The following is a 19,614-nucleotide window of genomic DNA, read 5'->3' on the forward strand; positions in this document are numbered from 1 at the left end:
CACCCCCCCTCCCCCCCCCGCCCCCCCCCGCGCACTGGCGCCCCCCCCCCACCCCCCCCCCCCCCCCCCCCCCCCCGGCGGGCCCCCCCCCCCCCCCCCCCGCGGCCGGTCAGGCGTGGCCGTCGCCGTCGCCATCGCCCAGGATGCGGGCGAGTTCGCGGTCGAGGGCCATCTCGGTCGGCTCGGTGCCGAAGGGCTGGAGCGCGTGGCTGCGCTCCAGGTACGTCATCAGGGCCGCGTGGCCGAGCCGGATCAGCGTCTCGGTGCCCCGTCCCGCGCCCTGCTCCTGCACGCGGATCGTCACGTGGGCCGGCTCGTCGGGGTTCTGCCCGGGCAGAACCGATACGGCTCCGATGCCGACCGCGCCGCCTAACCCCGCCGTCAGCAGATCGCGGGAGATCACCCACCGGGAGCTCGTCCTCGGGCTCGCGGCGGTGCCGGGCGACACCGTCAGCGTCACGACGAACGGATCGTCGGCCTCGTACCGCAGCAGCACCGCACAAGGGTGCCGCTCCGCGCCCTGAGTGATCGATCCGCTCGTCCACGCCTCCAGCCCCGCGCCGGTCCTGCTCATCTCGGGGATCATCGAGTCCACGCCCTCTCGCACATGCGTATGTAGTCGCGCCATCGCAGAACGTAATTGACGCGGAGTCAACACGGATGGCATATGCCGAACGAGCACATCTCCTGCGGAATCTTCACGTGGTGCACACAGGGTGTTCGGAAGAACACGGACGGTTTCAGATCCTTGCGAGGCCGGTCGAGCTGATCCCCGATCTGCCGTGAGTCGGCCTCGGTCGGTGGGCGGGGTCAGTCGCCGTCGGTGATCTGGAACAGGTAGATCAGGTGGCTGTCGTCGTCCGGCATCGCGTTGATGTCGTCCGATGGCACGTCGGTGCGGAAGTAGAACTGCGGGGCCTTCGGGCCGCCGAGGGCGTTCTTGTCCTGCAGGTCCATGAGGTGCTTGACGAACGTGTTCGCGTCCGGGGTCTTCGTGCCCAGGTCCTGTGCGAGCTGTCCGCCGACGACGACCTTCAGGTGCGTGTCGTCGGTCAGCACGTCCGTGGCGGCGCCGGTCGCGCTGCTGGGCGTGAACGTGGGGCCGTCGGCGTCGCACCGGTAGGAGCCCAGGACGAGGCCGAGCATGGTCGGGCTCTCGCCTCCCGCGCTGACCGACTCGATCGCGCCGTACGGTCCCTGGCCGTCGTGGTCGCAGACCGAACCGGTCGGCGGGGTCTGGCGGTCGGCCAGGTCCCAGCCGCCGTTCCCGGCATCGCCGGGGCCGCCGGAGATCGTGGGGTCGGGGGAGGACGGTGCCGGGGACGAGGCCGGCGCCGACGGGGAGTCCGGGGTCGACGGCGGCGTCGACGGCGCGGTCGTGGGGGACGCGCTCGTCGGGCCGTCGGCCGAGCCCTCCGAGTCGCCCGGGCCGCAGGCCGACAGGGCCAGGGCCGCGGCGGCGGCCACCCCCAGGACGTACAGCTTCCTGCTCGTTCGGTTCGCGTAGGCGCGCATGGTCGGACCCCCGTGGTCGATGTCGTGCGGTGCGAGGGGATCGTGCCCGGGGAGGGTGTCGTTCCGTACGTGCCGGGGCGGATCGTTACGGCTTGCGGACATCGGTGTGGCATTTCCGCAGGAAGCCCCCGCCGGGCCGCAGCCCTCAGCCACCCGTCAGCTACGGTCCCAGGCCCCGCTGAGCACCCGCACCCGCTCCCCGTACTCGATCGCCTCCGTCCACTCCCGCGGCCAGCGGTCCGCCCCGCGCCCCGCCCCCGCGAACGCCCCGGCCAGCGCCGCCGTCGCCGCCGAGGCCCCGGACGTGTGCGCGGCGCGGCGGATCGCGTGGCGGGGGTGCGCGTCGGTGACGAGGCAGGCGTAGAGCGCGCCCGCGAGGACGATGTCGGCCGTCCAGGCGCCGCCGACGGCCCGCGCCGGCTCCCGGTCCCGGTCCGCGGGGGCCAGCGCCGCGCCCACCGCGTCCAGCGCCACGAGGCACTCGTCCCATCCGCGCTCCGCGTACGCGGCCGGGCTGTCCGCCCCCGCGCGCTCGGCAAGGTCGCCGAGCCACTCCGCCCGGTATGTACGGCGGGACGCGGCCGCGTGGGCGCGCAGCCGGTCCAGGAGGGCGCCGGGTTCGCAGCCGTGGGCCAGGAGGTGCACCGCGTGCGCGGCCAGATCACTCGCGGCGAGCGCGGTCGGGTGGCCGTGTGTCAGCGCGGCCTGCGCCTGCGCGATGCCGGAGCGCTGCTCGGCGCTCAGGTACGGGGCGAGCCCGACGGCCGCCGCCCGCACGACCGCGCCGCAGCCCTTGGACTCCAGGGCGGTCGCCGCCTGCCAGGGGTTGCCCGGGTCACGCAGCGCCGTACAGGCGTCGACGGTGGTGCGGCCGGCGCCGCGGTCGTTGTCCGGCGAGGCGAGCCAGCGCACCAGATGCGTGCGCAGCGCGGTGGCGACGGCGGGCGGCGTCACCCACGGCGGCGCGGGCAGCGCCCCGCGCGTGGTGAGGCTGTGCCGGGCCTCGGCCTCCGTCTGGGGCGGGCGGACGGCGGTCTCGGCGAGCGCCTCGGCGACGGCGAGCGCCAGCTGGGTCTGGTCCGACACCCGGGCCCGCGGCACCGCCGCCTGCCGGGGATCCCCCGGCGTCCCCGACTCGCCGTCGTGCCAGGGGAGTTCCATCGCGGTCCACTCGCCGTACGCGGACCGGATGCCGTCCAGGGGGAGCGCGGAGAGCGGGCGGCCCATCGCGTCGCCGAGGGCGAGCCCGTACAGGGCGCCGGCGGCGGCGTCGCGCACCCGGTCGCGCGGGACGTCCGCCAGCGCGTACAGGCCGTCGACGTGCGGCGCCCACGCGATCGAACTGCCGATCACGTGCGCCCCGGAGGGCGTGGCCCCGTCGTCGAGCAGACGGCGCAGGGCCTCGCCCGGGGTGCGGCCCGCCGCCTTGGAGTCGCGCAGCCGCAGCGCCCACGTGCCGTCGCCCGCGGCCTTCTCACCGGCGTCCCGGCGCACGATCCAGCCCGCCGCGTCGTCCTCGTCGTTCGCCCACACGTACCCGGTGACCGTGCCCTGCCCGTCGGCGACGGCGCCGTACCGCACGGGCCGTTCGGTGCGCGAGGCGTAGCGCGGTGGGCTGCTCACGGCGTTGAACTGCAGGTCTTCCTCGAACCGCGGATTGATGTACGCGCGCGGCACGAAACGCGGGCCCGGACCGGCCGGCTGACTCACGACGATGTTCCCCTCTGACGATCCACGTTGATCTGGGCCTCCATCCCATCACGCGGCCCCGCGTAGAGGACCTGTGCCGATCTTGCGGGGGTTGCCCGCAGAACGCCCCGCGAGGCTGATTAACATGCCGCGTCACAGGCCGGCGAGGTCCGACCACCCGTCAGTCCCCGTCCGCGTCACGGAACTTGACCCCAGGAGTCACCCGGCATGACGGCAGCACCCGCACCAGCGACCGCCCTCCGCGTCCTGATCCACGGCGGCGGCATCGGCGGCCTCACCCTCGCCACGGCCCTGGCCCGCCGCGGCCACACCGTCGAGGTCGCGGAACTGCGCGAGGAGCTCGACGCCCTCGGCGTCGGCATCATCCAGCCGACCAACGCGCTGCACGTCATGCGCGAGATCGGCGTCCTCGACGCGTGCCTCGCGGCCGGCTTCGCGTGGGACACCCTGACCATCGCCGACCCGGCCGGGACCACGCTCGCCGCGATACCCCAGCCCCGCATGGCCGACGCCCCCGCCGCCAACGGCATCCCGCGCCCCGCCCTCGCCCGGATCCTCGCCGACGCGGCCCGCGCCGCCGGAGCCCGGCTGCGCCTCGGCACGACGATCACCGAGCTGAAGGACGACGGCACCGGAGTCGACGTCACCCTCTCCGACGGCGGCCAGTCCCGCCACGACCTCGTCGTCGGCTTCGACGGCATCGGCTCCCCGCTGCGCACCCGGCTCTACGGGGACACGTACGCACCCGAGTACACGGGCTTCGCCAACTGGCGGGTCACCGTGCCGCGCCCGCCCGAGGTGCGCGGCGTCGTCATGGGCACGGCCGGACCGGAGGCGAAGGCGCTGCTCACACCGATCACCGGGGAACTCATGTACCTGGGCGCGGTGTTCGCCGAGAAGGAGGACTTCCGGCCCGACCCGGAGCGCGCCCACGAGCAGCTCGCCGCACGCCTGCGCATGTTCTCGGGGCCGGTCGCCGACGCGCTCGCCGCCGTCACCGACCCGTCGGCGGTCGTGTACTCGCGGATCTCCCAGGTGAGCGTCGAGGAGCCCTGGCACGTGGGCCGCGTCGTCCTCGCCGGGGACGCCGCGCACGCCTCCACCCCGCACCTCGCACAGGGCGCGGCCATGGCGGTCGAGGACGCGCTGGTCCTCGCCGAGGCGCTGGACGCCGAGGCCGGCGTCCCCGAGGCGCTCACCGCCTGGGAGGTGCGGCGCCGCCCGCGCGCCATGTGGGTGCAGGCCCTGTCCCGCGCGGTGCTGCGCCAGGAGACCGGCACCCCGACGACCCCCGAGGAGGACGAGCTCCTCAAGGTCGGCGTCCCGGGCGCCGCCCACGTCCTGGCCCAGCCGTACTAGCGCCCGCGGCACCGCCCACGTCCTGGCACAGCCGTGCCACACCGGGCGTAACGCCGAGTACGTCCACTACGAGGCCTTGCGCCCGGCCCGCCCCGGGCTGGTCGCAGGACGTCGCGCCGACGCCCCCCCGGCCGAGCCCGGAAAGGCTCAGGCCGCCGGTGTCAGGGCGACGATCGCGATGTCGTCGCCCAGGTGGTGCGTCCAGTTCCGTACGTCGTCCGCGAGCCGTCCGACGAGCGCGTCGGGCGGCCCGTCCGCGCCGTCGGCCAGCCGGTCGATGAGCGGATAGAACTCGCCGCTCGCGTTCCGCGCCTCGCTCAGCCCGTCCGTGTAGGCGACCAGCGTCGTCGTGTCGTCCAGCGAGACCCGGTGGGCGTCGACCGCGCCGAGCGTGCCGAAGCCGAGCGGCAGGTGCACGGGCCCCTCGATCTCCTCGGCGCGCGAGCGGCCCACGGCGACCGGCCCCGGGTGACCGCAGTTGATCACTTCCAGGTGCGGGGCCCCGGCCCCGTGCTGGATCAGCAGCGCGGTCGCGAACAGCTCCTCGTCCCCGCGCGCCTCGGCCGCCCGCAGCACCTGCCGGTCGAGCCGCGCCGCGAGCTCCCCGAGGTCCTCGGTCTCGTAGGCCTGACTGCGGAAACAGCCCAGCAGGTCCGTCACCGTCTGCACCGCCTGGAGCCCCTTGCCGCGCACGTCGCCGATGAGCACCCGGGTGCCGTACGGGGTGTGCAGGGCCTCCAGGAAGTCGCCCCCGATGCCGGTGTCGGCGGTCGCCGGCTCGTACAGGCCCGCGAGGCGCAGCCGGCCGAGCGTGCCCGGGATCGGGTGGAGCACGGCGCGCAGCAGCGCGCCCGCCGTCTCCTGGGAGCGGGTGAGCCGCTCCGTGAGCCGGCCCCGCGACCAGGCGATGGCGCCGGCCGCCGCGCCGACGCCGAGGGCGACGAGCATCTCCACGGACTGGCCGGTCTGCGCCTTCGCCACCAGGTACTGCAGGACGGACGTCGAGGCCACGACGAGTGCGACCACGGGCCGGCCGAGCAGCAGCGCGGCCGCGGCGACCACGATCGTGGCGACCCACAGCATCTGGCCCGCGGTGATCGCCGCCTGCGCGGGCGACGCGCCCGCGCTGTACGGCATCGTCTGCGCCGCGGCCGCCCCGAACAGGATCGCGCCCGGCAGCAGCGCGATCGTGCCGCCGAGGTCGGTGTGCGGGACCGCGGTGAGGAAGCCCGCCATGCGCGGGGCCAGCGCCAGCATGATGCCGAACCCGATCACGGCGACGACGGCGCAGCCGCTGAGCAGCGACGCCCCGCCGTGGCTCAGCAGCGTGTGCAGCAGCGCGAGCCCGATCGCGGCGAGCGGCAGGCCCAGGGAGCAGCCCGTGACGGGGGAGAGGGCGCGCCGCCGGACCACCAGCAGACTGCCCGCGGCGCCGCCCGCCCCGAACAGCGAGAGCGCGAGCGCGCCCGCCGCCGGCGAACCGCCCGAGGCGATCATCAGCGTCGGCACGGCCACCGCGAGGACGGTCTGGGTGAAGCCCAGGGTGACCCCGGCGACCAGCACCGGGACCCCGAGCCGCGCGGGCAGCGAGGTGCGCCCGCTGCGGGTCAGGGCGCGCAGCCGGGCGAGCACCGCCACGACCGCGGCCGCGCCCAGCACCCCGCCCACGCGCGGATCGGCCCAGCCCCACAGCGGCGCGAGCTGCAGCCCGGCCGCCGCCAGCGCCCCGGCCACGGTCCAACAGCCGGTCGTCACTGGGTCGTTGAGCGGCCGCCGCGCCTCGGGCCGCCCGTCGTCGGGCAGCCGGTGCCGTACGAGGAGCAGCGCGCCGGCGGCCGCGACGGCGAGGGCCGCCATCGTCGGGCGCCAGCCGGCGGCGGAGGTGACGTGCGGCGCGACGTTCACGGCGACGATGAAGCCGGTGGACATGGCCGCGAGCCAGCATCCGGTCACCCGGCGCACCCGCCCCGGCATGTACACGCTGGCGAGATAGGCGAGGCAGGCCACGAAGACGGCGGCGAGCGCGGCGGCCATGACGACGCGGGTCAGCACGTACACCCACCCGGTGAAGGCGACCGCGAGCAGCGCGCAGGCCCCGGACAGCACGGCCAGCGCCCGCAGCAGCACCCGGCGCCGGCCCACGACGTCGCAGGCCCGCCCGGCCACGACCAGCGTGAGCAGCGTGACCGACACCCCGACGACCCGCGCGACGGCCTCGTGTCCGGGCCCGAGCCCGAGATCGGCCCGCACGAGCGGCGCGGCGGCCGCGTCGAGCACGGGCGCGATGACGTAGAACGCGGCGACGGCGGCCAGCAGGAGCCCCGGCACCCGCAACCGCTCGCCCTTGCTCCGGGCCACGACACCCGTCCCCTGGGCGTGGTCGAACACTCGGGCCTCCCTGGCAGTCCCCCCGTGGACAACTCCGACTACCAGAGTCGCGGGGACGTCAGTGCCAGGTAAGTGCTGAAAGTCCCACTTATGCCCGAATCCGGTCTTCTGTCCGGGTCCGGTTCGCGCGGGGCGCGCCGCCGGGCGGGGCCGGTTTGACCTCGGTCACACACCGGGTACTCTCTTCGGCTCGATTGGCCCCGGAGGTGCCCCGTATGGCAGACTGTCGGGGTTGCTCGGTTGAGTGCCGATGCTGCGCGCCTCCCGCCGGGAGGACCGGAAGCGAGTCCCACAGTACTCGTCGCCTTATCTGCCGCCTGCGGCAGCGCTGGGGCGGACGTACGGGAATCTTCCGGGAAGTTCAGCGCGGGACTCCACCAGGCGCCTGGTGGGTTTCTTCCCCCCAGCTCGTGCGGCCCTGGGCCGCGGTTCCTGTAGCAGGGAAATCCGTACGGATATTTCTGTCAGCGACACCGCGACACGCCCGACCGCGTGGGTCGGAGGAAGTGTGAAACAGGGCCCCCAGGAGCCAGAGCGTTTCGAGACGAAGGACTACTAAGTAGCCATGGCGGGACAGAAGATCCGCATCCGGCTCAAGGCCTACGACCACGAGGTCATCGACTCCTCGGCGAAGAAGATCGTCGAGACGGTGACGCGTACTGGTGCGTCGGTCGCGGGCCCGGTGCCGCTGCCTACCGAGAAGAACGTGTACTGCGTCATCAAGTCGCCGCACAAGTACAAGGACTCGCGCGAGCACTTCGAGATGCGCACGCACAAGCGCCTGATCGACATTCTCGACCCGACCCCCAAGACCGTTGACTCTCTGATGCGACTCGACCTCCCGGCCGGTGTCGACATCGAGATCAAGCTCTAAGGGCTGGTGATCTGAGAATGGCTAAGCAGATCAAGGGCATCCTGGGCGAGAAGCTCGGCATGACGCAGGTGTGGGACGAGAACAACCGTGTTGTTCCGGTCACCGTCGTCAAGGCCGGCCCGAACGTCGTGACCCAGGTCCGTACGAACGACGTCGACGGCTACGAGTCGGTCCAGATCGCCTTCGGCGAGATCGACCCGCGCAAGGTGAACAAGCCCCTCAAGGGCCACTTCGCCAAGGCCGACGTCACCCCCCGTCGCCACCTCGTCGAGATCCGTACCTCGGACGCCTCCGAGTACACCCTCGGCCAGGAGATCACGGCCGAGACCTTCGAGGCCGGCGTCAAGGTCGACGTCACCGGCAAGAGCAAGGGCAAGGGCTTCGCCGGTGTCATGAAGCGTCACAACTTCGCCGGTGGCAAGGCATCTCACGGTGCCCACCGCGTGCACCGCAAGCCGGGCTCGATCGGTGGCTGCGCCACCCCCGGCCGTGTGTTCAAGGGCCTCCGCATGGCGGGCCGTATGGGCAACGAGCGGGTCACCACCCAGAACCTGACCGTCCACGCCGTTGACGCGGAGAAGGGTCTGCTGCTCATCAAGGGCGCGGTTCCCGGTCCGAACGGCGGCCTCGTCCTGGTCCGCACTGCGGCCAAGGGGGCCTGAGGTAACCGATGAGCACTGTTGACATCCTTTCGCCGGCGGGCGACAAGGCCGGGTCCGTCGAGCTCCCCGCGGAGATCTTCGACGTAGAGAAGATCAGCGTTCCGCTGCTTCACCAGGTCGTCGTCGCGCAGCTGGCCGCTGCCCGTCAGGGCACGCACAAGACCAAGACCCGTGGCGAAGTCCGTGGTGGTGGCAAGAAGCCGTACCGCCAGAAGGGCACCGGCCGCGCCCGTCAGGGTTCGACCCGCGCCCCGCAGTTCGCCGGTGGTGGCGTCGTGCACGGTCCCGTGCCGCGTGACTACTCGCAGCGGACCCCGAAGAAGATGAAGGCCGCGGCCCTGCGCCACGCCCTCACCGACCGGGCCCGCAACGCTCGCATCCACGTCGTCTCCGGCGTGGTCGAGGGCGAGGTCTCCACGAAGGCCGCCAAGTCGCTGTTCGGCAAGATCTCGGAGCGCAAGAACCTGCTCCTGGTCGCCGAGCGCTCCGACGAGGCCGCGTGGCTCTCCGCCCGCAACCTGCCCCAGGTCCACATCCTGGAGCCGGGCCAGCTGAACACGTACGACGTTCTCGTCTCGGACGACGTGGTCTTCACCCAGGCCGCTTTCGAGTCCTTCGTGTCTGGCCCCAAGGCCGCTGACACCGAAGGGAGCGAGGCCTGATGGCTACGCGTCACCCGAGCATCGCCTCGAAGGCCGCCAAGGCCGCCAAGGCCGCGCGCGTCGCTAAGGCGAAGCGCATCGCCACCGAGGGCAAGATCGCTGTCGAGCCCACGCCGCTGAGCAAGAGCTACACGGACCCCCGTGACGTTCTCGTTCGTCCGGTCGTCTCGGAGAAGTCGTACGCCCTGCTCGACGAGAACAAGTACACGTTCATCGTCGACCCGCGTGCCAACAAGACCCAGATCAAGCAGGCCGTCGAGGCGGTCTTCTCGGTCAAGGTCTCCGGGGTCAACACGATCAACCGTCAGGGCAAGCGCAAGCGGACCCGCACCGGCTTCGGCCAGCGTGCGAACACCAAGCGCGCGATCGTGACCCTCGTTGAGGGCGACCGTATCGACATCTTCGGCCAGGCCTCCTAACGGAGCGCCCTGGTCCGAATATCGGACGAGGACTGAGAAATGGGAATCCGCAAGTACAAGCCGACTACGCCGGGCCGTCGTGGCTCCAGCGTCGCCGACTTCGTCGAGGTCACGCGGTCCACGCCGGAGAAGTCGCTGGTCCGCCCCCTGCACAGCAAGGGCGGCCGTAACAACTCCGGTCGCGTGACGGTCCGCCACCAGGGTGGTGGCCACAAGCGCGCCTACCGCGTGATCGACTTCCGTCGTCACGACAAGGACGGCGTGCCGGCGAAGGTCGCTCACATCGAGTACGACCCCAACCGCACCGCGCGTATCGCTCTCCTGCACTACGCGGACGGCGAGAAGCGCTACATCCTGGCCCCCCGTGGGCTGGCCCAGGGTGCCGTGGTCGAGAACGGCCCGGCGGCCGACATCAAGCCCGGCAACAACCTGGCGCTGCGCAACATCCCGGTCGGTACCACGATCCACGCGATCGAGCTCCGTCCCGGCGGTGGCGCCAAGTTCGCCCGCTCCGCGGGTGCCTCCGTGCAGCTGCTCGCGAAGGAGGGCTCGATGGCCCACCTCCGCATGCCCTCCGGTGAGATCCGCCTGGTCGACGTGCGCTGCCGCGCCACCGTCGGCGAGGTCGGCAACGCCGAGCAGTCGAACATCAACTGGGGCAAGGCCGGCCGCATGCGCTGGAAGGGCGTCCGCCCGACCGTGCGTGGTGTCGTCATGAACCCGGTCGACCACCCGCACGGTGGTGGTGAAGGCAAGACCTCCGGTGGTCGCCACCCGGTCTCGCCGTGGGGCAAGAAGGAGGGTCGTACTCGTGATCGCAACAAGGCGAGCAACAAGTACATCGTCCGCCGCCGCAAGTCGAACAAGAAGCGCTAGGAGCGGGTTTAGATGCCGCGCAGTCTCAAGAAGGGGCCCTTCGTCGACGACCACCTCGTGAAGAAGGTGGACGCCCAGAACGAAGCAGGCACCAAGAACGTCATCAAGACCTGGTCCCGGCGCTCGATGATCATCCCCAGCATGCTGGGGCACACGATCGCGGTGCACAACGGCAAGACCCACATCCCGGTGTTCGTCACCGAGTCGATGGTCGGCCACAAGCTCGGTGAGTTTTCGCCGACCCGCACCTTCCGCGGCCACGTCAAGGACGACCGCAAGTCGAAGCGCCGCTAAGCGGGGTGTGAACGACTATGACGAACATTGAAGGGACAACCATGGAAGCCAGGGCCCAGGCGCGGTACATCCGCGTCACGCCCATGAAGGCCCGCCGCGTGGTGGACCTCATCCGTGGCATGGACGCCACGGAGGCTCAGGCGGTCCTGCGTTTCGCCCCGCAGGCCGCGAGCGTGCCGGTCGGCAAGGTGCTGGACAGCGCCATCGCCAACGCCGCGCACAACTACGACCACACCGACGCGTCGTCGCTGTTCATCAGCGAGGCGTACGTGGATGAGGGCCCGACCCTGAAGCGGTTCCGTCCGCGTGCCCAGGGCCGTGCCTACCGGATCCGTAAGCGGACCAGCCACATCACCGTGGTCGTCAGCAGCAAGGAAGGAACCCGGTAATGGGCCAGAAGGTAAACCCGCACGGGTTCCGGCTCGGTGTCACGACCGACTTCAAGTCGCGTTGGTACGCCGACAAGCTGTACAAGGACTACGTCAAGGAAGACGTCGCCATCCGTCGGATGATGACGTCCGGCATGGAGCGCGCCGGCATCTCGAAGGTTGAGATCGAGCGCACCCGTGACCGCGTGCGGGTGGACATCCACACCGCTCGTCCCGGCATCGTCATCGGCCGCCGTGGCGCCGAGGCCGACCGCATCCGCGGTGACCTCGAGAAGCTCACGGGCAAGCAGGTCCAGCTGAACATCCTCGAGGTCAAGAACCCCGAGACGGATGCTCAGCTCGTGGCCCAGGCCGTCGCGGAGCAGCTGTCCTCCCGCGTCTCCTTCCGTCGCGCCATGCGTAAGAGCATGCAGTCGGCGATGAAGGCGGGCGCCAAGGGCATCAAGATCCAGTGTGGCGGTCGTCTCGGCGGTGCCGAGATGTCCCGTTCGGAGTTCTACCGCGAGGGCCGTGTGCCCCTGCACACGCTCCGCGCCAACGTGGACTACGGCTTCTTCGAGGCCAAGACGACCTTCGGCCGCATCGGCGTGAAGGTCTGGATCTACAAGGGCGATGTCAAGAACATCGCCGAGGTCCGCGCCGAGAACGCCGCTGCCCGCGCCGGCAACCGCCCGGCCCGTGGTGGCAACGACCGCCCGGCCCGTGGTGGCCGTGGTGGCGAGCGTGGCGGTCGCGGTCGCAAGCCGCAGCAGCAGTCCGCGCCGGCTGCCGAGGCCCCCAAGGCCGACGCTCCCGCCGCCGCTCCCGCTGCTGAGAGCACCGGAACGGAGGCCTGACCGAAATGCTGATCCCCCGTAGGGTCAAGCACCGCAAGCAGCACCACCCGAAGCGCAGCGGTATGTCCAAGGGTGGCACGCAGGTTGCGTTCGGCGAGTACGGCATCCAGGCGCTCACCCCGGCCTACGTGACGAACCGTCAGATCGAGGCCGCTCGTATCGCCATGACGCGTCACATCAAGCGTGGCGGCAAGGTCTGGATCAACATCTACCCGGACCGTCCCCTCACCAAGAAGCCTGCCGAGACCCGCATGGGTTCCGGTAAGGGTTCGCCGGAGTGGTGGATCGCCAACGTCAAGCCCGGGCGCGTGATGTTCGAGCTGTCGTACCCCAACGAGAAGATCGCGCGTGAAGCCCTGACTCGTGCGGCCCACAAGCTGCCGATGAAGTGCAAGATCGTTAAGCGCGAAGCAGGTGAGGCGTGATGTCGGCCGGGACCAAGGCGTCCGAGCTGCGCGAGCTGGGCAACGAGGAGCTTCTCAACAAGCTCCGCGAGGCCAAGGAAGAGCTGTTCAACCTCCGCTTCCAGGCGGCGACCGGTCAGCTCGAGAACCACGGCCGGCTCAAGGCCGTCCGCAAGGACATCGCGCGGATCTACACCCTCATGCGTGAGCGCGAGCTGGGCATCGAGACGGTGGAGAACGCCTGATGAGCGAGAAGACTGTGACTGAAGAGACCGCCGCCCGCGGCTTCCGCAAGACCCGCGAGGGTCTTGTCGTCAGCGACAAGATGGACAAGACCGTCGTCGTCGCCGTCGAGGACCGCGTCAAGCACGCCCTGTACGGCAAGGTCATCCGCCGTACGAACAAGCTCAAGGCGCACGACGAGCAGAACGCCGCGGGTGTCGGCGACCGCGTCCTCCTCATGGAGACCCGGCCGCTGTCCGCGACGAAGCGCTGGCGCGTCGTCGAGATCCTGGAGAAGGCGAAGTAATCAAGCGGGAGCACTCGCTCCCGCTGCCCCTCGCCCCGGTTTTCCTCGGGGCGCGGGTCTTCCACCAGGACAGTAAGTAATTCCTGCGGGCAACCCCGCAGGACAGTTCCGCCAGGCTCGGTGGGGGATTCCTCCGGGAACCCCCCGCCGGGAACCGGCAGACGATCAGGAGATAGACGTGATCCAGCAGGAGTCGCGACTTCGCGTCGCCGACAACACTGGTGCCAAGGAGATCCTTTGCATCCGTGTTCTCGGTGGCTCGGGTCGCCGCTACGCGGGCATCGGTGACGTCATCGTCGCCACCGTCAAGGACGCGATCCCCGGCGGCAACGTGAAGAAGGGTGACGTCGTCAAGGCCGTCATCGTTCGCACCGTCAAGGAGCGCCGCCGTCCGGACGGCTCGTACATCCGCTTCGACGAGAACGCCGCCGTCATTCTGAAGAACGACGGCGACCCTCGCGGCACCCGTATCTTCGGCCCCGTGGGCCGTGAGCTGCGCGAGAAGAAGTTCATGAAGATCATCTCGCTCGCGCCGGAGGTGCTGTAAGCATGAAGATCAAGAAGGGCGACCTGGTCCAGGTCATCACCGGTAAGGACAAGGGCAAGCAGGGCAAGGTCATTGCCGCTTACCCGCGCGAGGAGCGCGTCCTGGTCGAGGGTGTCAACCGGGTCAAGAAGCACACCAAGGCCGGTCCCACGGCTTCCGGCTCGCAGGCCGGCGGCATCGTGACCACCGAGGCGCCGGTGCACGTCTCCAACGTCCAGCTGGTCGTTGAGAAGGACGGCAACAAGGTCGTCACGCGTGTCGGCTACCGCTTCGACGACGAGGGCAACAAGATCCGCGTTGCCAAGCGGACGGGTGAGGACATCTGATGACGACCACCACCAATCCGCGTCTGAAGCAGAAGTACCGCGACGAGATCAAGGGCAAGCTGCAGGAGGAGTTCTCGTACGAGAACGTCATGCAGATCCCCGGTCTGGTCAAGATCGTGGTCAACATGGGTGTGGGTGACGCCGCGCGTGACTCGAAGCTCATGGACGGTGCCGTCCGCGACCTGACCACCATCACGGGTCAGAAGCCGGCCATCACCAAGGCCCGCAAGTCCATCGCGCAGTTCAAGCTGCGTGAGGGCCAGCCGATCGGTGCCCACGTCACGCTCCGTGGCGACCGCATGTGGGAGTTCCTGGACCGCACCCTGTCGCTCGCGCTTCCGCGCATCCGCGACTTCCGTGGTCTGTCCCCCAAGCAGTTCGACGGCCGTGGCAACTACACCTTCGGTCTGACCGAGCAGGTCATGTTCCACGAGATCGACCAGGACAAGATCGACCGCGTCCGGGGTATGGACATCACCGTGGTCACCACGGCGACCAACGACGCTGAGGGCCGCGCGCTCCTTCGTCACCTCGGCTTCCCGTTCAAGGAGGCGTGAGCGAGATGGCGAAGAAGGCCCTTATCGCGAAGGCTGCCCGCAAGCCCAAGTTCGGCGTGCGCGCGTACACCCGCTGCCAGCGCTGCGGTCGTCCGCACTCCGTCTACCGCAAGTTCGGCCTGTGCCGCGTGTGCCTTCGTGAGATGGCTCACCGTGGCGAGCTGCCGGGCGTGACCAAGAGCTCCTGGTAATCCCCTAGTTGGGATTATCCGGATCTCTCGGTAAGCACAAGGGTCGGCAGAGCACCGGCTCCCCATGGCTTAGGCTTGTGGGGTTGGGCTCTGTCGCCCTGACCGACTTACTACGCCGTAGGTCCCCGCGCCGCACCCGTCCCGCCCCTGTGTGGGGAGAGGGATGGCGCATACAGGAAACCCCGGCGAGAGAGGCCGAAGGCCAATTCATGACCATGACTGATCCGATCGCAGACATGCTGACGCGTCTGCGTAACGCGAACTCGGCGTACCACGACACCGTGGCTATGCCGCACAGCAAGATCAAGTCGCACATCGCCGAGATCCTCCAGCAGGAGGGTTTCATCACCGGCTGGAAGGTCGAGGACGCCGAGGTCGGCAAGAACCTCGTCCTCGAGCTGAAGTTCGGCCCGAACCGTGAGCGTTCGATCGCCGGCATCAAGCGCATCTCCAAGCCGGGTCTGCGCGTTTACGCGAAGTCCACCAACCTGCCGAAGGTCCTCGGCGGCCTTGGCGTGGCGATCATCTCCACGTCGCACGGTCTCCTGACCGGCCAGCAGGCGCAGAAGAAGGGCGTGGGTGGGGAAGTCCTCGCCTACGTCTGGTAGCGGAAGGGAACGGAGGAAACAGCTATGTCGCGTATTGGCAAGCTCCCCATCACGGTTCCCGCCGGCGTGGACGTCACCATCGACGGCCAGACGGTCACGGTCAAGGGCTCCAAGGGCACCCTGACCCACACCGTCGTGGCGCCGATCGAGATCGCCAAGGGTGAGGACGGCGTTCTGAACGTCACCCGCCCGAACGACGAGCGTCAGAACAAGGCCCTGCACGGCCTGTCCCGCACGCTGGTGGCGAACATGATCACCGGCGTGACCCAGGGTTACGTGAAGAAGCTCGAGATCAGCGGTGTCGGTTACCGCGTCCTGGCGAAGGGCTCCAACCTGGAGTTCTCGCTCGGCTACAGCCACACGATCCTGATCGAGGCGCCCGAGGGCATCTCCTTCAAGGTCGAGTCGCCGACCAAGTTCTCGGTCGAGGGCATCGACAAGCAGAAGGTCGGCGAGGTTGCGGCCAACATCCGCAAGCTGCGCAAGCCCGACCCGTACAAGGCCAAGGGCGTCAAGTACGAAGGCGAAGTCATCCGCCGCAAGGTCGGAAAGGCGGGTAAGTAAGCCATGGCATACGGTCAGAAGATTGCTAAGGGCGACGCTTACAAGCGTGCTGCCATCAAGCGTCGCCACATCCGTATCCGTAAGCACATCTCGGGTACGGCTGAGCGTCCGCGTCTGGTCGTGACGCGCTCGAACCGCAACATCGTCGCGCAGGTCATCGACGACGTGAAGGGTCACACCCTCGCGTCGGCCTCGACCCTGGACGCTTCGATCCGTGGCGGCGAGGGCGACAAGTCCGCGCAGGCCAAGTCCGTCGGTGCCCTGGTCGCTGAGCGCGCCAAGGCCGCCGGTGTCGAGGCCGTCGTGTTCGACCGTGGTGGTAACCAGTACGCCGGGCGCATCGCCGCCCTGGCGGACGCCGCCCGCGAAGCCGGCCTGAAGTTCTGAGCCGGTTCCGTAGCTAGCGGAAACAGAGAGAGGTAATTCCAATGGCTGGACCCCAGCGCCGCGGTGGCGGTGCCGGTGGCGGCGAGCGGCGGGACCGGAAGGGTCGCGACGGTGGCGCTGCTGCCGCCGAGAAGACCGCGTACGTTGAGCGCGTTGTCGCGATCAACCGCGTCGCCAAGGTTGTGAAGGGTGGTCGTCGCTTCAGCTTCACTGCGCTCGTCGTAGTGGGCGACGGTGACGGCACCGTGGGTGTCGGTTACGGCAAGGCCAAGGAGGTGCCGGCCGCCATCGCCAAGGGTGTTGAGGAGGCCAAGAAGCACTTCTTCAAGGTCCCCCGTATCCAGGGCACCATCCCCCACCCGATCCAGGGTGAGAAGGCTGCCGGCGTCGTGCTGCTCAAGCCCGCGTCCCCGGGTACCGGTGTTATCGCCGGTGGTCCGGTGCGCGCCGTGCTCGAGTGCGCCGGCGTTCACGACATCCTGTCGAAGTCGCTCGGCTCCGACAACGCGATCAACATCGTGCACGCGACCGTGGCGGCCCTCAAGGGCCTGCAGCGTCCCGAGGAGATCGCGGCTCGCCGTGGTCTGCCGCTCGAGGACGTCGCCCCCGCGGCTCTTCTCCGTGCGCGTGCCGGGGCTGGTGCGTAATGGCGCAGCTCAAGATCACGCAGGTGAAGTCGTACATCGGCAGCAAGCAGAACCACCGTGACACCCTGCGCTCCCTTGGTCTCAAGGGCATCAACACGCAGGTCGTCAAGGAGGACCGCCCCGAGTTCCGCGGCATGGTGCACACCGTCCGCCACCTCGTGACGGTTGAGGAGGTCTGATCATGGCGGAGAACAACCCGCTGAAGATCCACAACCTCCGTCCGGCCCCCGGCGCCAAGACCGCCAAGACCCGTGTCGGTCGTGGTGAGGCGTCGAAGGGTAAGACGGCCGGTCGTGGTACCAAGGGCACGAAGGCCCGTTACCAGGTTCCGGAGCGCTTCGAGGGTGGCCAGATGCCCCTCCACATGCGTCTCCCGAAGCTGAAGGGCTTCAAGAACCCCTTCAAGGTCGAGTTCCAGGTCGTGAACCTGGACAAGCTCGCCTCGCTGTACCCCGAGGGTGGCGAAGTCACCGTCGAGGGTCTGGTGGAGAAGGGTGCTGTCCGCAAGAACAGCCTCGTCAAGGTCCTCGGCCAGGGCGAGATCACCGTGGCGCTGCAGGTGACGGTCGACGCCGTCTCCGGCTCCGCCAAGGAGAAGATCACCGCCGCCGGCGGTACGGTCACCGAGCTCGTCTGAACCCAGACACCGTCTCGATGACATGAACGATCCCGACCGGGGATACCCCACAAAAGGGGTATCCCCGGTTGGTCGTTCCTAGGGGGGCAGGTACGCCGGTAAGGTGGCCACCGCTGCTGATTTCCGGGTTGTTGTGTGCCCCCGGCACCAATCCCGGCCCTCGGCCGTTACGTATTCGTCGAATCCTCAAGACCGTCACCTCTGACGCACGCGCGCGGGGGTCGCAGGAGGCACCGTGCTCACCGCGTTCGCCCGGGCGTTCAAGACGCCCGACCTGCGCAAGAAGCTGCTCTTCACGCTGGGCATCGTCGTGATCTACCGGCTCGGGGCGCATATCCCCATCCCCGGTGTGGATTACTCGAACGTCCAGACGTGTATGGACGTGGCCAATTCCAGCACCGGCCTGTTCGGTCTGGTCAACATGTTCAGCGGTGGCGCTCTGCTGCAGATCACGGTCTTCGCGCTGGGCATCATGCCGTACATCACCGCGAGCATCATTCTGCAGCTGCTCACCGTGGTGATCCCGCGCCTGGAAGCCCTCAAGAAGGAGGGCCAGGCGGGTACGGCGAAGATCACCCAGTACACCCGTTATCTGACGGTGGCGCTCGCCATCCTCCAGGGCACCGGCCTCGTCGCCACGGCCCGCACCGGCGCGCTCTTCCAGGGCTGCCCCGTCGCCAGCCAGATCGTGCCCGACCAGTCGATCTTCATCACCATCACGATGGTCATCACGATGACCGCCGGCACCTGCGTGATGATGTGGCTCGGCGAGCTCATCACCGACCGCGGCATCGGCAACGGCATGTCGATCCTGATGTTCATCTCGATCGCCGCCACCTTCCCGTCCGCGCTGTGGGCCATCAAGCAGCAGGGCTCCCTGGCCGACGGCTGGATCGAGTTCGGCACCGTCATCCTCGTCGGCCTCGTCATGGTCGGCCTGGTGGTCTTCGTCGAGCAGGCCCAGCGCCGCATTCCGGTGCAGTACGCGAAGCGCATGATCGGCCGCCGTTCCTACGGCGGTACGTCCACTTACATCCCGTTGAAGGTGAACCAGGCGGGTGTGATCCCTGTCATCTTCGCGTCGTCGCTGCTCTACATTCCGGCGCTCGTCGCGCAGTTCGCGGGCGGTGACTCGTCGTGGAAGGTGTGGATCGACGACCACCTGACCAAGGGAAATCACCCGATCTACATCGTTACGTACTTCCTGTTGATCGTGTTCTTCGCCTTCTTCTACGTGGCGATCTCGTTCAACCCCGAGGAAGTCGCGGACAACATGAAGAAGTATGGTGGCTTCATCCCGGGCATCCGGGCTGGCCGACCGACCGCTGAGTATCTCTCGTACGTGCTCAACCGGATCACCTGGCCGGGCTCGCTGTACTTGGGTCTGATCGCTCTTGTACCGACGATGGCGTTGGTTGGTTTCGGGGCAAACCAGAACTTCCCGTTCGGCGGCACCAGCATCCTGATCATCGTGGGTGTTGGTCTGGAAACGGTGAAGCAGATCGAGAGCCAGCTCCAGCAGCGCAATTACGAAGGGTTCCTCCGCTGATGCGAATCGTCCTCGTCGGGCCGCCTGGTGCAGGCAAGGGAACGCAGGCCGCGTTCCTTGCCAAGAACCTGTCGATCCCGCACATCTCCACGGGCGACCTCTTCCGTGCCAACATCAGCCAGGGCACGGAGCTGGGCAAGAAGGCCAAGTCCTACATGGACGCCGGCCAGCTCGTCCCGGACGAGGTCACCATCGGGATGGCCAAGGACCGCATGGAGCAGCCGGACGCCGTCAACGGCTTCCTGCTCGACGGCTTCCCGCGCAACGTCTCGCAGGCCGAGGCGCTCGACGTCGCCCTGCAGGCCGACGACGTGAAGCTGGACGCGGTCCTGGACCTCGAGGTCCCCGAGGACGAGGTGGTCAAGCGCATCGCCGGCCGCCGCATCTGCCGCAACGACTCGGCGCACGTGTTCCACGTCGAGTACAAGCAGCCCAAGACCGAGGGCGTCTGTGACGTCTGCGGTGGCGAGCTGTACCAGCGTGACGACGACCAGGAAGAGACCGTGCGCAAGCGGCTCGAGGTCTACCACACGCAGACCGAGCCGATCATCGGCTACTACCAGGCGCAGGGGCTCGTGAAGACGATCTCCGCGCTGGGCAAGGTGGACGAGGTCACGGCGAAGGCCATGGAGGCCCTCGGTCGCTGACCGGTTCCGCCCGGCACATCGCTTCACTCAGGCCGCG

Annotated in this window: 28 protein-coding genes; 24 read left to right on the plus strand and 4 right to left on the minus strand. The window is 69.2% G+C overall.

Translation table 11 applies throughout. The features are described 5' to 3' along the window. Nucleotides 1-109 precede the first annotated feature (109 nt). From ACFW9D_RS19140 to ACFW9D_RS19150, 3 genes are all read right to left on the minus strand, one after another. Nucleotides 110-574 (minus strand): SsgA family sporulation/cell division regulator, encoded by a 465-nt coding sequence (locus ACFW9D_RS19140; RefSeq protein WP_384623311.1) that lies wholly within the window; start codon nucleotides 572-574, stop codon nucleotides 110-112. A gap of 236 nt (nucleotides 575-810) precedes the next feature. Further along, entirely contained in the window at nucleotides 811-1,617 is an 807-nt protein-coding gene (locus ACFW9D_RS19145) for a hypothetical protein (protein ID WP_384623312.1), read from the minus strand. 54 nt (nucleotides 1,618-1,671) lie between these two features. Beyond that, on the minus strand, nucleotides 1,672-3,225 hold the full coding sequence (locus ACFW9D_RS19150) for an ADP-ribosylglycohydrolase family protein (protein ID WP_384623314.1): 1,554 nt from the start codon (nucleotides 3,223-3,225) through the stop codon (nucleotides 1,672-1,674). A gap of 207 nt (nucleotides 3,226-3,432) precedes the next feature. Between ACFW9D_RS19150 and ACFW9D_RS19155 the strand changes: the two genes are divergently transcribed. Next, the gene (locus ACFW9D_RS19155) at nucleotides 3,433-4,584 is read left to right on the plus strand and encodes an FAD-dependent monooxygenase (RefSeq protein WP_384623316.1); all 1,152 of its coding nucleotides are present in this window, start codon (nucleotides 3,433-3,435) and stop codon (nucleotides 4,582-4,584) included. A gap of 147 nt (nucleotides 4,585-4,731) precedes the next feature. On the opposite strand, the gene ACFW9D_RS19160 is transcribed toward ACFW9D_RS19155, so the two are convergent. After that, a complete protein-coding gene (locus tag ACFW9D_RS19160; RefSeq protein WP_384623317.1) occupies nucleotides 4,732-6,972 on the minus strand; it encodes an MFS transporter in 2,241 nt (746 codons plus the stop codon). Nucleotides 6,973-7,537: 565 nt separating this feature from the next. On the opposite strand from ACFW9D_RS19160, the gene rpsJ reads away from it, so the two are divergent. The 23 genes from rpsJ to ACFW9D_RS19275 all read left to right on the plus strand — a co-directional run bounded on the left by rpsJ (nucleotide 7,538) and on the right by ACFW9D_RS19275 (nucleotide 19,577). Then, nucleotides 7,538-7,846 (plus strand): 30S ribosomal protein S10, encoded by a 309-nt coding sequence (gene rpsJ, locus ACFW9D_RS19165; RefSeq protein WP_003948644.1) that lies wholly within the window; start codon nucleotides 7,538-7,540, stop codon nucleotides 7,844-7,846. A 17-nt stretch (nucleotides 7,847-7,863) separates the two neighbouring features. Continuing rightward, entirely contained in the window at nucleotides 7,864-8,508 is a 645-nt protein-coding gene (gene rplC / locus ACFW9D_RS19170; RefSeq protein WP_188337380.1) for a 50S ribosomal protein L3, read from the plus strand. Between the two features lie 8 nt (nucleotides 8,509-8,516). Continuing rightward, nucleotides 8,517-9,170 carry a 50S ribosomal protein L4 gene (rplD, locus tag ACFW9D_RS19175; protein ID WP_188337379.1) on the plus strand — a complete coding sequence of 218 codons (654 nt, stop codon included), beginning with the start codon at nucleotides 8,517-8,519 and terminating at the stop codon, nucleotides 9,168-9,170. Continuing rightward, nucleotides 9,170-9,589 carry a 50S ribosomal protein L23 gene (gene rplW, locus ACFW9D_RS19180; RefSeq protein ID WP_161304260.1) on the plus strand — a complete coding sequence of 140 codons (420 nt, stop codon included), beginning with the start codon at nucleotides 9,170-9,172 and terminating at the stop codon, nucleotides 9,587-9,589. The genes rplD and rplW overlap by 1 nt, the downstream gene beginning before the upstream one ends. A gap of 39 nt (nucleotides 9,590-9,628) precedes the next feature. Next, nucleotides 9,629-10,465 carry a 50S ribosomal protein L2 gene (gene rplB / locus ACFW9D_RS19185; protein ID WP_161304259.1) on the plus strand — a complete coding sequence of 279 codons (837 nt, stop codon included), beginning with the start codon at nucleotides 9,629-9,631 and terminating at the stop codon, nucleotides 10,463-10,465. A gap of 12 nt (nucleotides 10,466-10,477) precedes the next feature. Continuing rightward, entirely contained in the window at nucleotides 10,478-10,759 is a 282-nt protein-coding gene (rpsS, locus tag ACFW9D_RS19190) for a 30S ribosomal protein S19 (protein WP_030782571.1), read from the plus strand. A gap of 41 nt (nucleotides 10,760-10,800) precedes the next feature. Then, nucleotides 10,801-11,148: a 50S ribosomal protein L22 gene (rplV, locus tag ACFW9D_RS19195; RefSeq protein ID WP_009327087.1), complete on the plus strand. Its 348-nt coding sequence runs from the start codon at nucleotides 10,801-10,803 to the stop codon at nucleotides 11,146-11,148. After that, a complete protein-coding gene (rpsC, locus tag ACFW9D_RS19200; protein WP_161304258.1) occupies nucleotides 11,148-11,984 on the plus strand; it encodes a 30S ribosomal protein S3 in 837 nt (278 codons plus the stop codon). The genes rplV and rpsC overlap by 1 nt, the downstream gene beginning before the upstream one ends. Before the next feature lie 5 nt (nucleotides 11,985-11,989). After that, entirely contained in the window at nucleotides 11,990-12,409 is a 420-nt protein-coding gene (gene rplP, locus ACFW9D_RS19205; protein ID WP_055553500.1) for a 50S ribosomal protein L16, read from the plus strand. Beyond that, a complete protein-coding gene (gene rpmC / locus ACFW9D_RS19210) occupies nucleotides 12,409-12,633 on the plus strand; it encodes a 50S ribosomal protein L29 (RefSeq protein WP_059079052.1) in 225 nt (74 codons plus the stop codon). Before rplP ends, rpmC begins: the two co-directional genes overlap by 1 nt. Beyond that, complete coding sequence (gene rpsQ, locus ACFW9D_RS19215; protein ID WP_111663851.1) at nucleotides 12,633-12,917, plus strand: 30S ribosomal protein S17; 285 nt, start codon at nucleotides 12,633-12,635, stop codon at nucleotides 12,915-12,917. Before rpmC ends, rpsQ begins: the two co-directional genes overlap by 1 nt. A gap of 178 nt (nucleotides 12,918-13,095) precedes the next feature. Then, on the plus strand, nucleotides 13,096-13,464 hold the full coding sequence (gene rplN / locus ACFW9D_RS19220; protein WP_003998823.1) for a 50S ribosomal protein L14: 369 nt from the start codon (nucleotides 13,096-13,098) through the stop codon (nucleotides 13,462-13,464). Between the two features lie 2 nt (nucleotides 13,465-13,466). Further along, nucleotides 13,467-13,790 carry a 50S ribosomal protein L24 gene (gene rplX, locus ACFW9D_RS19225; protein WP_030685463.1) on the plus strand — a complete coding sequence of 108 codons (324 nt, stop codon included), beginning with the start codon at nucleotides 13,467-13,469 and terminating at the stop codon, nucleotides 13,788-13,790. Continuing rightward, complete coding sequence (rplE, locus tag ACFW9D_RS19230) at nucleotides 13,790-14,347, plus strand: 50S ribosomal protein L5 (RefSeq protein ID WP_161304257.1); 558 nt, start codon at nucleotides 13,790-13,792, stop codon at nucleotides 14,345-14,347. The genes rplX and rplE overlap by 1 nt, the downstream gene beginning before the upstream one ends. Before the next feature lie 5 nt (nucleotides 14,348-14,352). Beyond that, the gene (locus tag ACFW9D_RS19235) at nucleotides 14,353-14,538 is read left to right on the plus strand and encodes a type Z 30S ribosomal protein S14 (protein ID WP_003956452.1); all 186 of its coding nucleotides are present in this window, start codon (nucleotides 14,353-14,355) and stop codon (nucleotides 14,536-14,538) included. Between the two features lie 209 nt (nucleotides 14,539-14,747). Beyond that, nucleotides 14,748-15,146 carry a 30S ribosomal protein S8 gene (rpsH, locus tag ACFW9D_RS19240; RefSeq protein ID WP_188337378.1) on the plus strand — a complete coding sequence of 133 codons (399 nt, stop codon included), beginning with the start codon at nucleotides 14,748-14,750 and terminating at the stop codon, nucleotides 15,144-15,146. 24 nt (nucleotides 15,147-15,170) lie between these two features. Beyond that, complete coding sequence (gene rplF, locus ACFW9D_RS19245) at nucleotides 15,171-15,710, plus strand: 50S ribosomal protein L6 (protein ID WP_188337377.1); 540 nt, start codon at nucleotides 15,171-15,173, stop codon at nucleotides 15,708-15,710. Nucleotides 15,711-15,713: 3 nt separating this feature from the next. After that, nucleotides 15,714-16,097: a 50S ribosomal protein L18 gene (rplR, locus tag ACFW9D_RS19250; RefSeq protein WP_188337376.1), complete on the plus strand. Its 384-nt coding sequence runs from the start codon at nucleotides 15,714-15,716 to the stop codon at nucleotides 16,095-16,097. Between the two features lie 41 nt (nucleotides 16,098-16,138). After that, nucleotides 16,139-16,744 carry a 30S ribosomal protein S5 gene (gene rpsE / locus ACFW9D_RS19255; protein WP_016645168.1) on the plus strand — a complete coding sequence of 202 codons (606 nt, stop codon included), beginning with the start codon at nucleotides 16,139-16,141 and terminating at the stop codon, nucleotides 16,742-16,744. Next, nucleotides 16,744-16,923: a 50S ribosomal protein L30 gene (rpmD, locus tag ACFW9D_RS19260; protein ID WP_052580766.1), complete on the plus strand. Its 180-nt coding sequence runs from the start codon at nucleotides 16,744-16,746 to the stop codon at nucleotides 16,921-16,923. Before rpsE ends, rpmD begins: the two co-directional genes overlap by 1 nt. 2 nt (nucleotides 16,924-16,925) lie before the next feature. After that, complete coding sequence (gene rplO, locus ACFW9D_RS19265) at nucleotides 16,926-17,381, plus strand: 50S ribosomal protein L15 (protein ID WP_111663854.1); 456 nt, start codon at nucleotides 16,926-16,928, stop codon at nucleotides 17,379-17,381. Between the two features lie 235 nt (nucleotides 17,382-17,616). Next, nucleotides 17,617-18,930: a preprotein translocase subunit SecY gene (secY, locus tag ACFW9D_RS19270; RefSeq protein ID WP_188337375.1), complete on the plus strand. Its 1,314-nt coding sequence runs from the start codon at nucleotides 17,617-17,619 to the stop codon at nucleotides 18,928-18,930. After that, complete coding sequence (locus tag ACFW9D_RS19275) at nucleotides 18,930-19,577, plus strand: adenylate kinase (protein WP_188337374.1); 648 nt, start codon at nucleotides 18,930-18,932, stop codon at nucleotides 19,575-19,577. Before secY ends, ACFW9D_RS19275 begins: the two co-directional genes overlap by 1 nt. Nucleotides 19,578-19,614 lie beyond the last annotated feature (37 nt).

It is taken from the genome of Streptomyces sp. NPDC059524 (assembly GCF_042749255.1).
Lineage (GTDB): Bacteria > Actinomycetota > Actinomycetes > Streptomycetales > Streptomycetaceae > Streptomyces > Streptomyces xanthii.

Bases quoted from the DNA above. Each gene is read 5' to 3' on its own strand.
- ACFW9D_RS19140 (WP_384623311.1), bottom strand. From the start codon at position 574: ATGAGCAGGACCGGCGCGGGGCTGGAGGCGTGGACGAGCGGATCGATC.
- ACFW9D_RS19145 (WP_384623312.1), bottom strand. From the start codon at position 1,617: ATGTCCGCAAGCCGTAACGATCCGCCCCGGCACGTACGGAACGACACC.
- ACFW9D_RS19155 (WP_384623316.1), top strand. From the start codon at position 3,433: ATGACGGCAGCACCCGCACCAGCGACCGCCCTCCGCGTCCTGATCCAC.
- rpsJ (WP_003948644.1), top strand. From the start codon at position 7,538: ATGGCGGGACAGAAGATCCGCATCCGGCTCAAGGCCTACGACCACGAG.
- rplC (WP_188337380.1), top strand. From the start codon at position 7,864: ATGGCTAAGCAGATCAAGGGCATCCTGGGCGAGAAGCTCGGCATGACG.
- rplD (WP_188337379.1), top strand. From the start codon at position 8,517: ATGAGCACTGTTGACATCCTTTCGCCGGCGGGCGACAAGGCCGGGTCC.
- rplW (WP_161304260.1), top strand. From the start codon at position 9,170: ATGGCTACGCGTCACCCGAGCATCGCCTCGAAGGCCGCCAAGGCCGCC.
- rplB (WP_161304259.1), top strand. From the start codon at position 9,629: ATGGGAATCCGCAAGTACAAGCCGACTACGCCGGGCCGTCGTGGCTCC.
- rpsS (WP_030782571.1), top strand. From the start codon at position 10,478: ATGCCGCGCAGTCTCAAGAAGGGGCCCTTCGTCGACGACCACCTCGTG.
- rplV (WP_009327087.1), top strand. From the start codon at position 10,801: ATGGAAGCCAGGGCCCAGGCGCGGTACATCCGCGTCACGCCCATGAAG.
- rpsC (WP_161304258.1), top strand. From the start codon at position 11,148: ATGGGCCAGAAGGTAAACCCGCACGGGTTCCGGCTCGGTGTCACGACC.
- rplP (WP_055553500.1), top strand. From the start codon at position 11,990: ATGCTGATCCCCCGTAGGGTCAAGCACCGCAAGCAGCACCACCCGAAG.
- rpmC (WP_059079052.1), top strand. From the start codon at position 12,409: ATGTCGGCCGGGACCAAGGCGTCCGAGCTGCGCGAGCTGGGCAACGAG.
- rpsQ (WP_111663851.1), top strand. From the start codon at position 12,633: ATGAGCGAGAAGACTGTGACTGAAGAGACCGCCGCCCGCGGCTTCCGC.
- rplX (WP_030685463.1), top strand. From the start codon at position 13,467: ATGAAGATCAAGAAGGGCGACCTGGTCCAGGTCATCACCGGTAAGGAC.
- rplE (WP_161304257.1), top strand. From the start codon at position 13,790: ATGACGACCACCACCAATCCGCGTCTGAAGCAGAAGTACCGCGACGAG.
- ACFW9D_RS19235 (WP_003956452.1), top strand. From the start codon at position 14,353: ATGGCGAAGAAGGCCCTTATCGCGAAGGCTGCCCGCAAGCCCAAGTTC.
- rpsH (WP_188337378.1), top strand. From the start codon at position 14,748: ATGACCATGACTGATCCGATCGCAGACATGCTGACGCGTCTGCGTAAC.
- rplF (WP_188337377.1), top strand. From the start codon at position 15,171: ATGTCGCGTATTGGCAAGCTCCCCATCACGGTTCCCGCCGGCGTGGAC.
- rplR (WP_188337376.1), top strand. From the start codon at position 15,714: ATGGCATACGGTCAGAAGATTGCTAAGGGCGACGCTTACAAGCGTGCT.
- rpsE (WP_016645168.1), top strand. From the start codon at position 16,139: ATGGCTGGACCCCAGCGCCGCGGTGGCGGTGCCGGTGGCGGCGAGCGG.
- rpmD (WP_052580766.1), top strand. From the start codon at position 16,744: ATGGCGCAGCTCAAGATCACGCAGGTGAAGTCGTACATCGGCAGCAAG.
- rplO (WP_111663854.1), top strand. From the start codon at position 16,926: ATGGCGGAGAACAACCCGCTGAAGATCCACAACCTCCGTCCGGCCCCC.
- ACFW9D_RS19275 (WP_188337374.1), top strand. From the start codon at position 18,930: ATGCGAATCGTCCTCGTCGGGCCGCCTGGTGCAGGCAAGGGAACGCAG.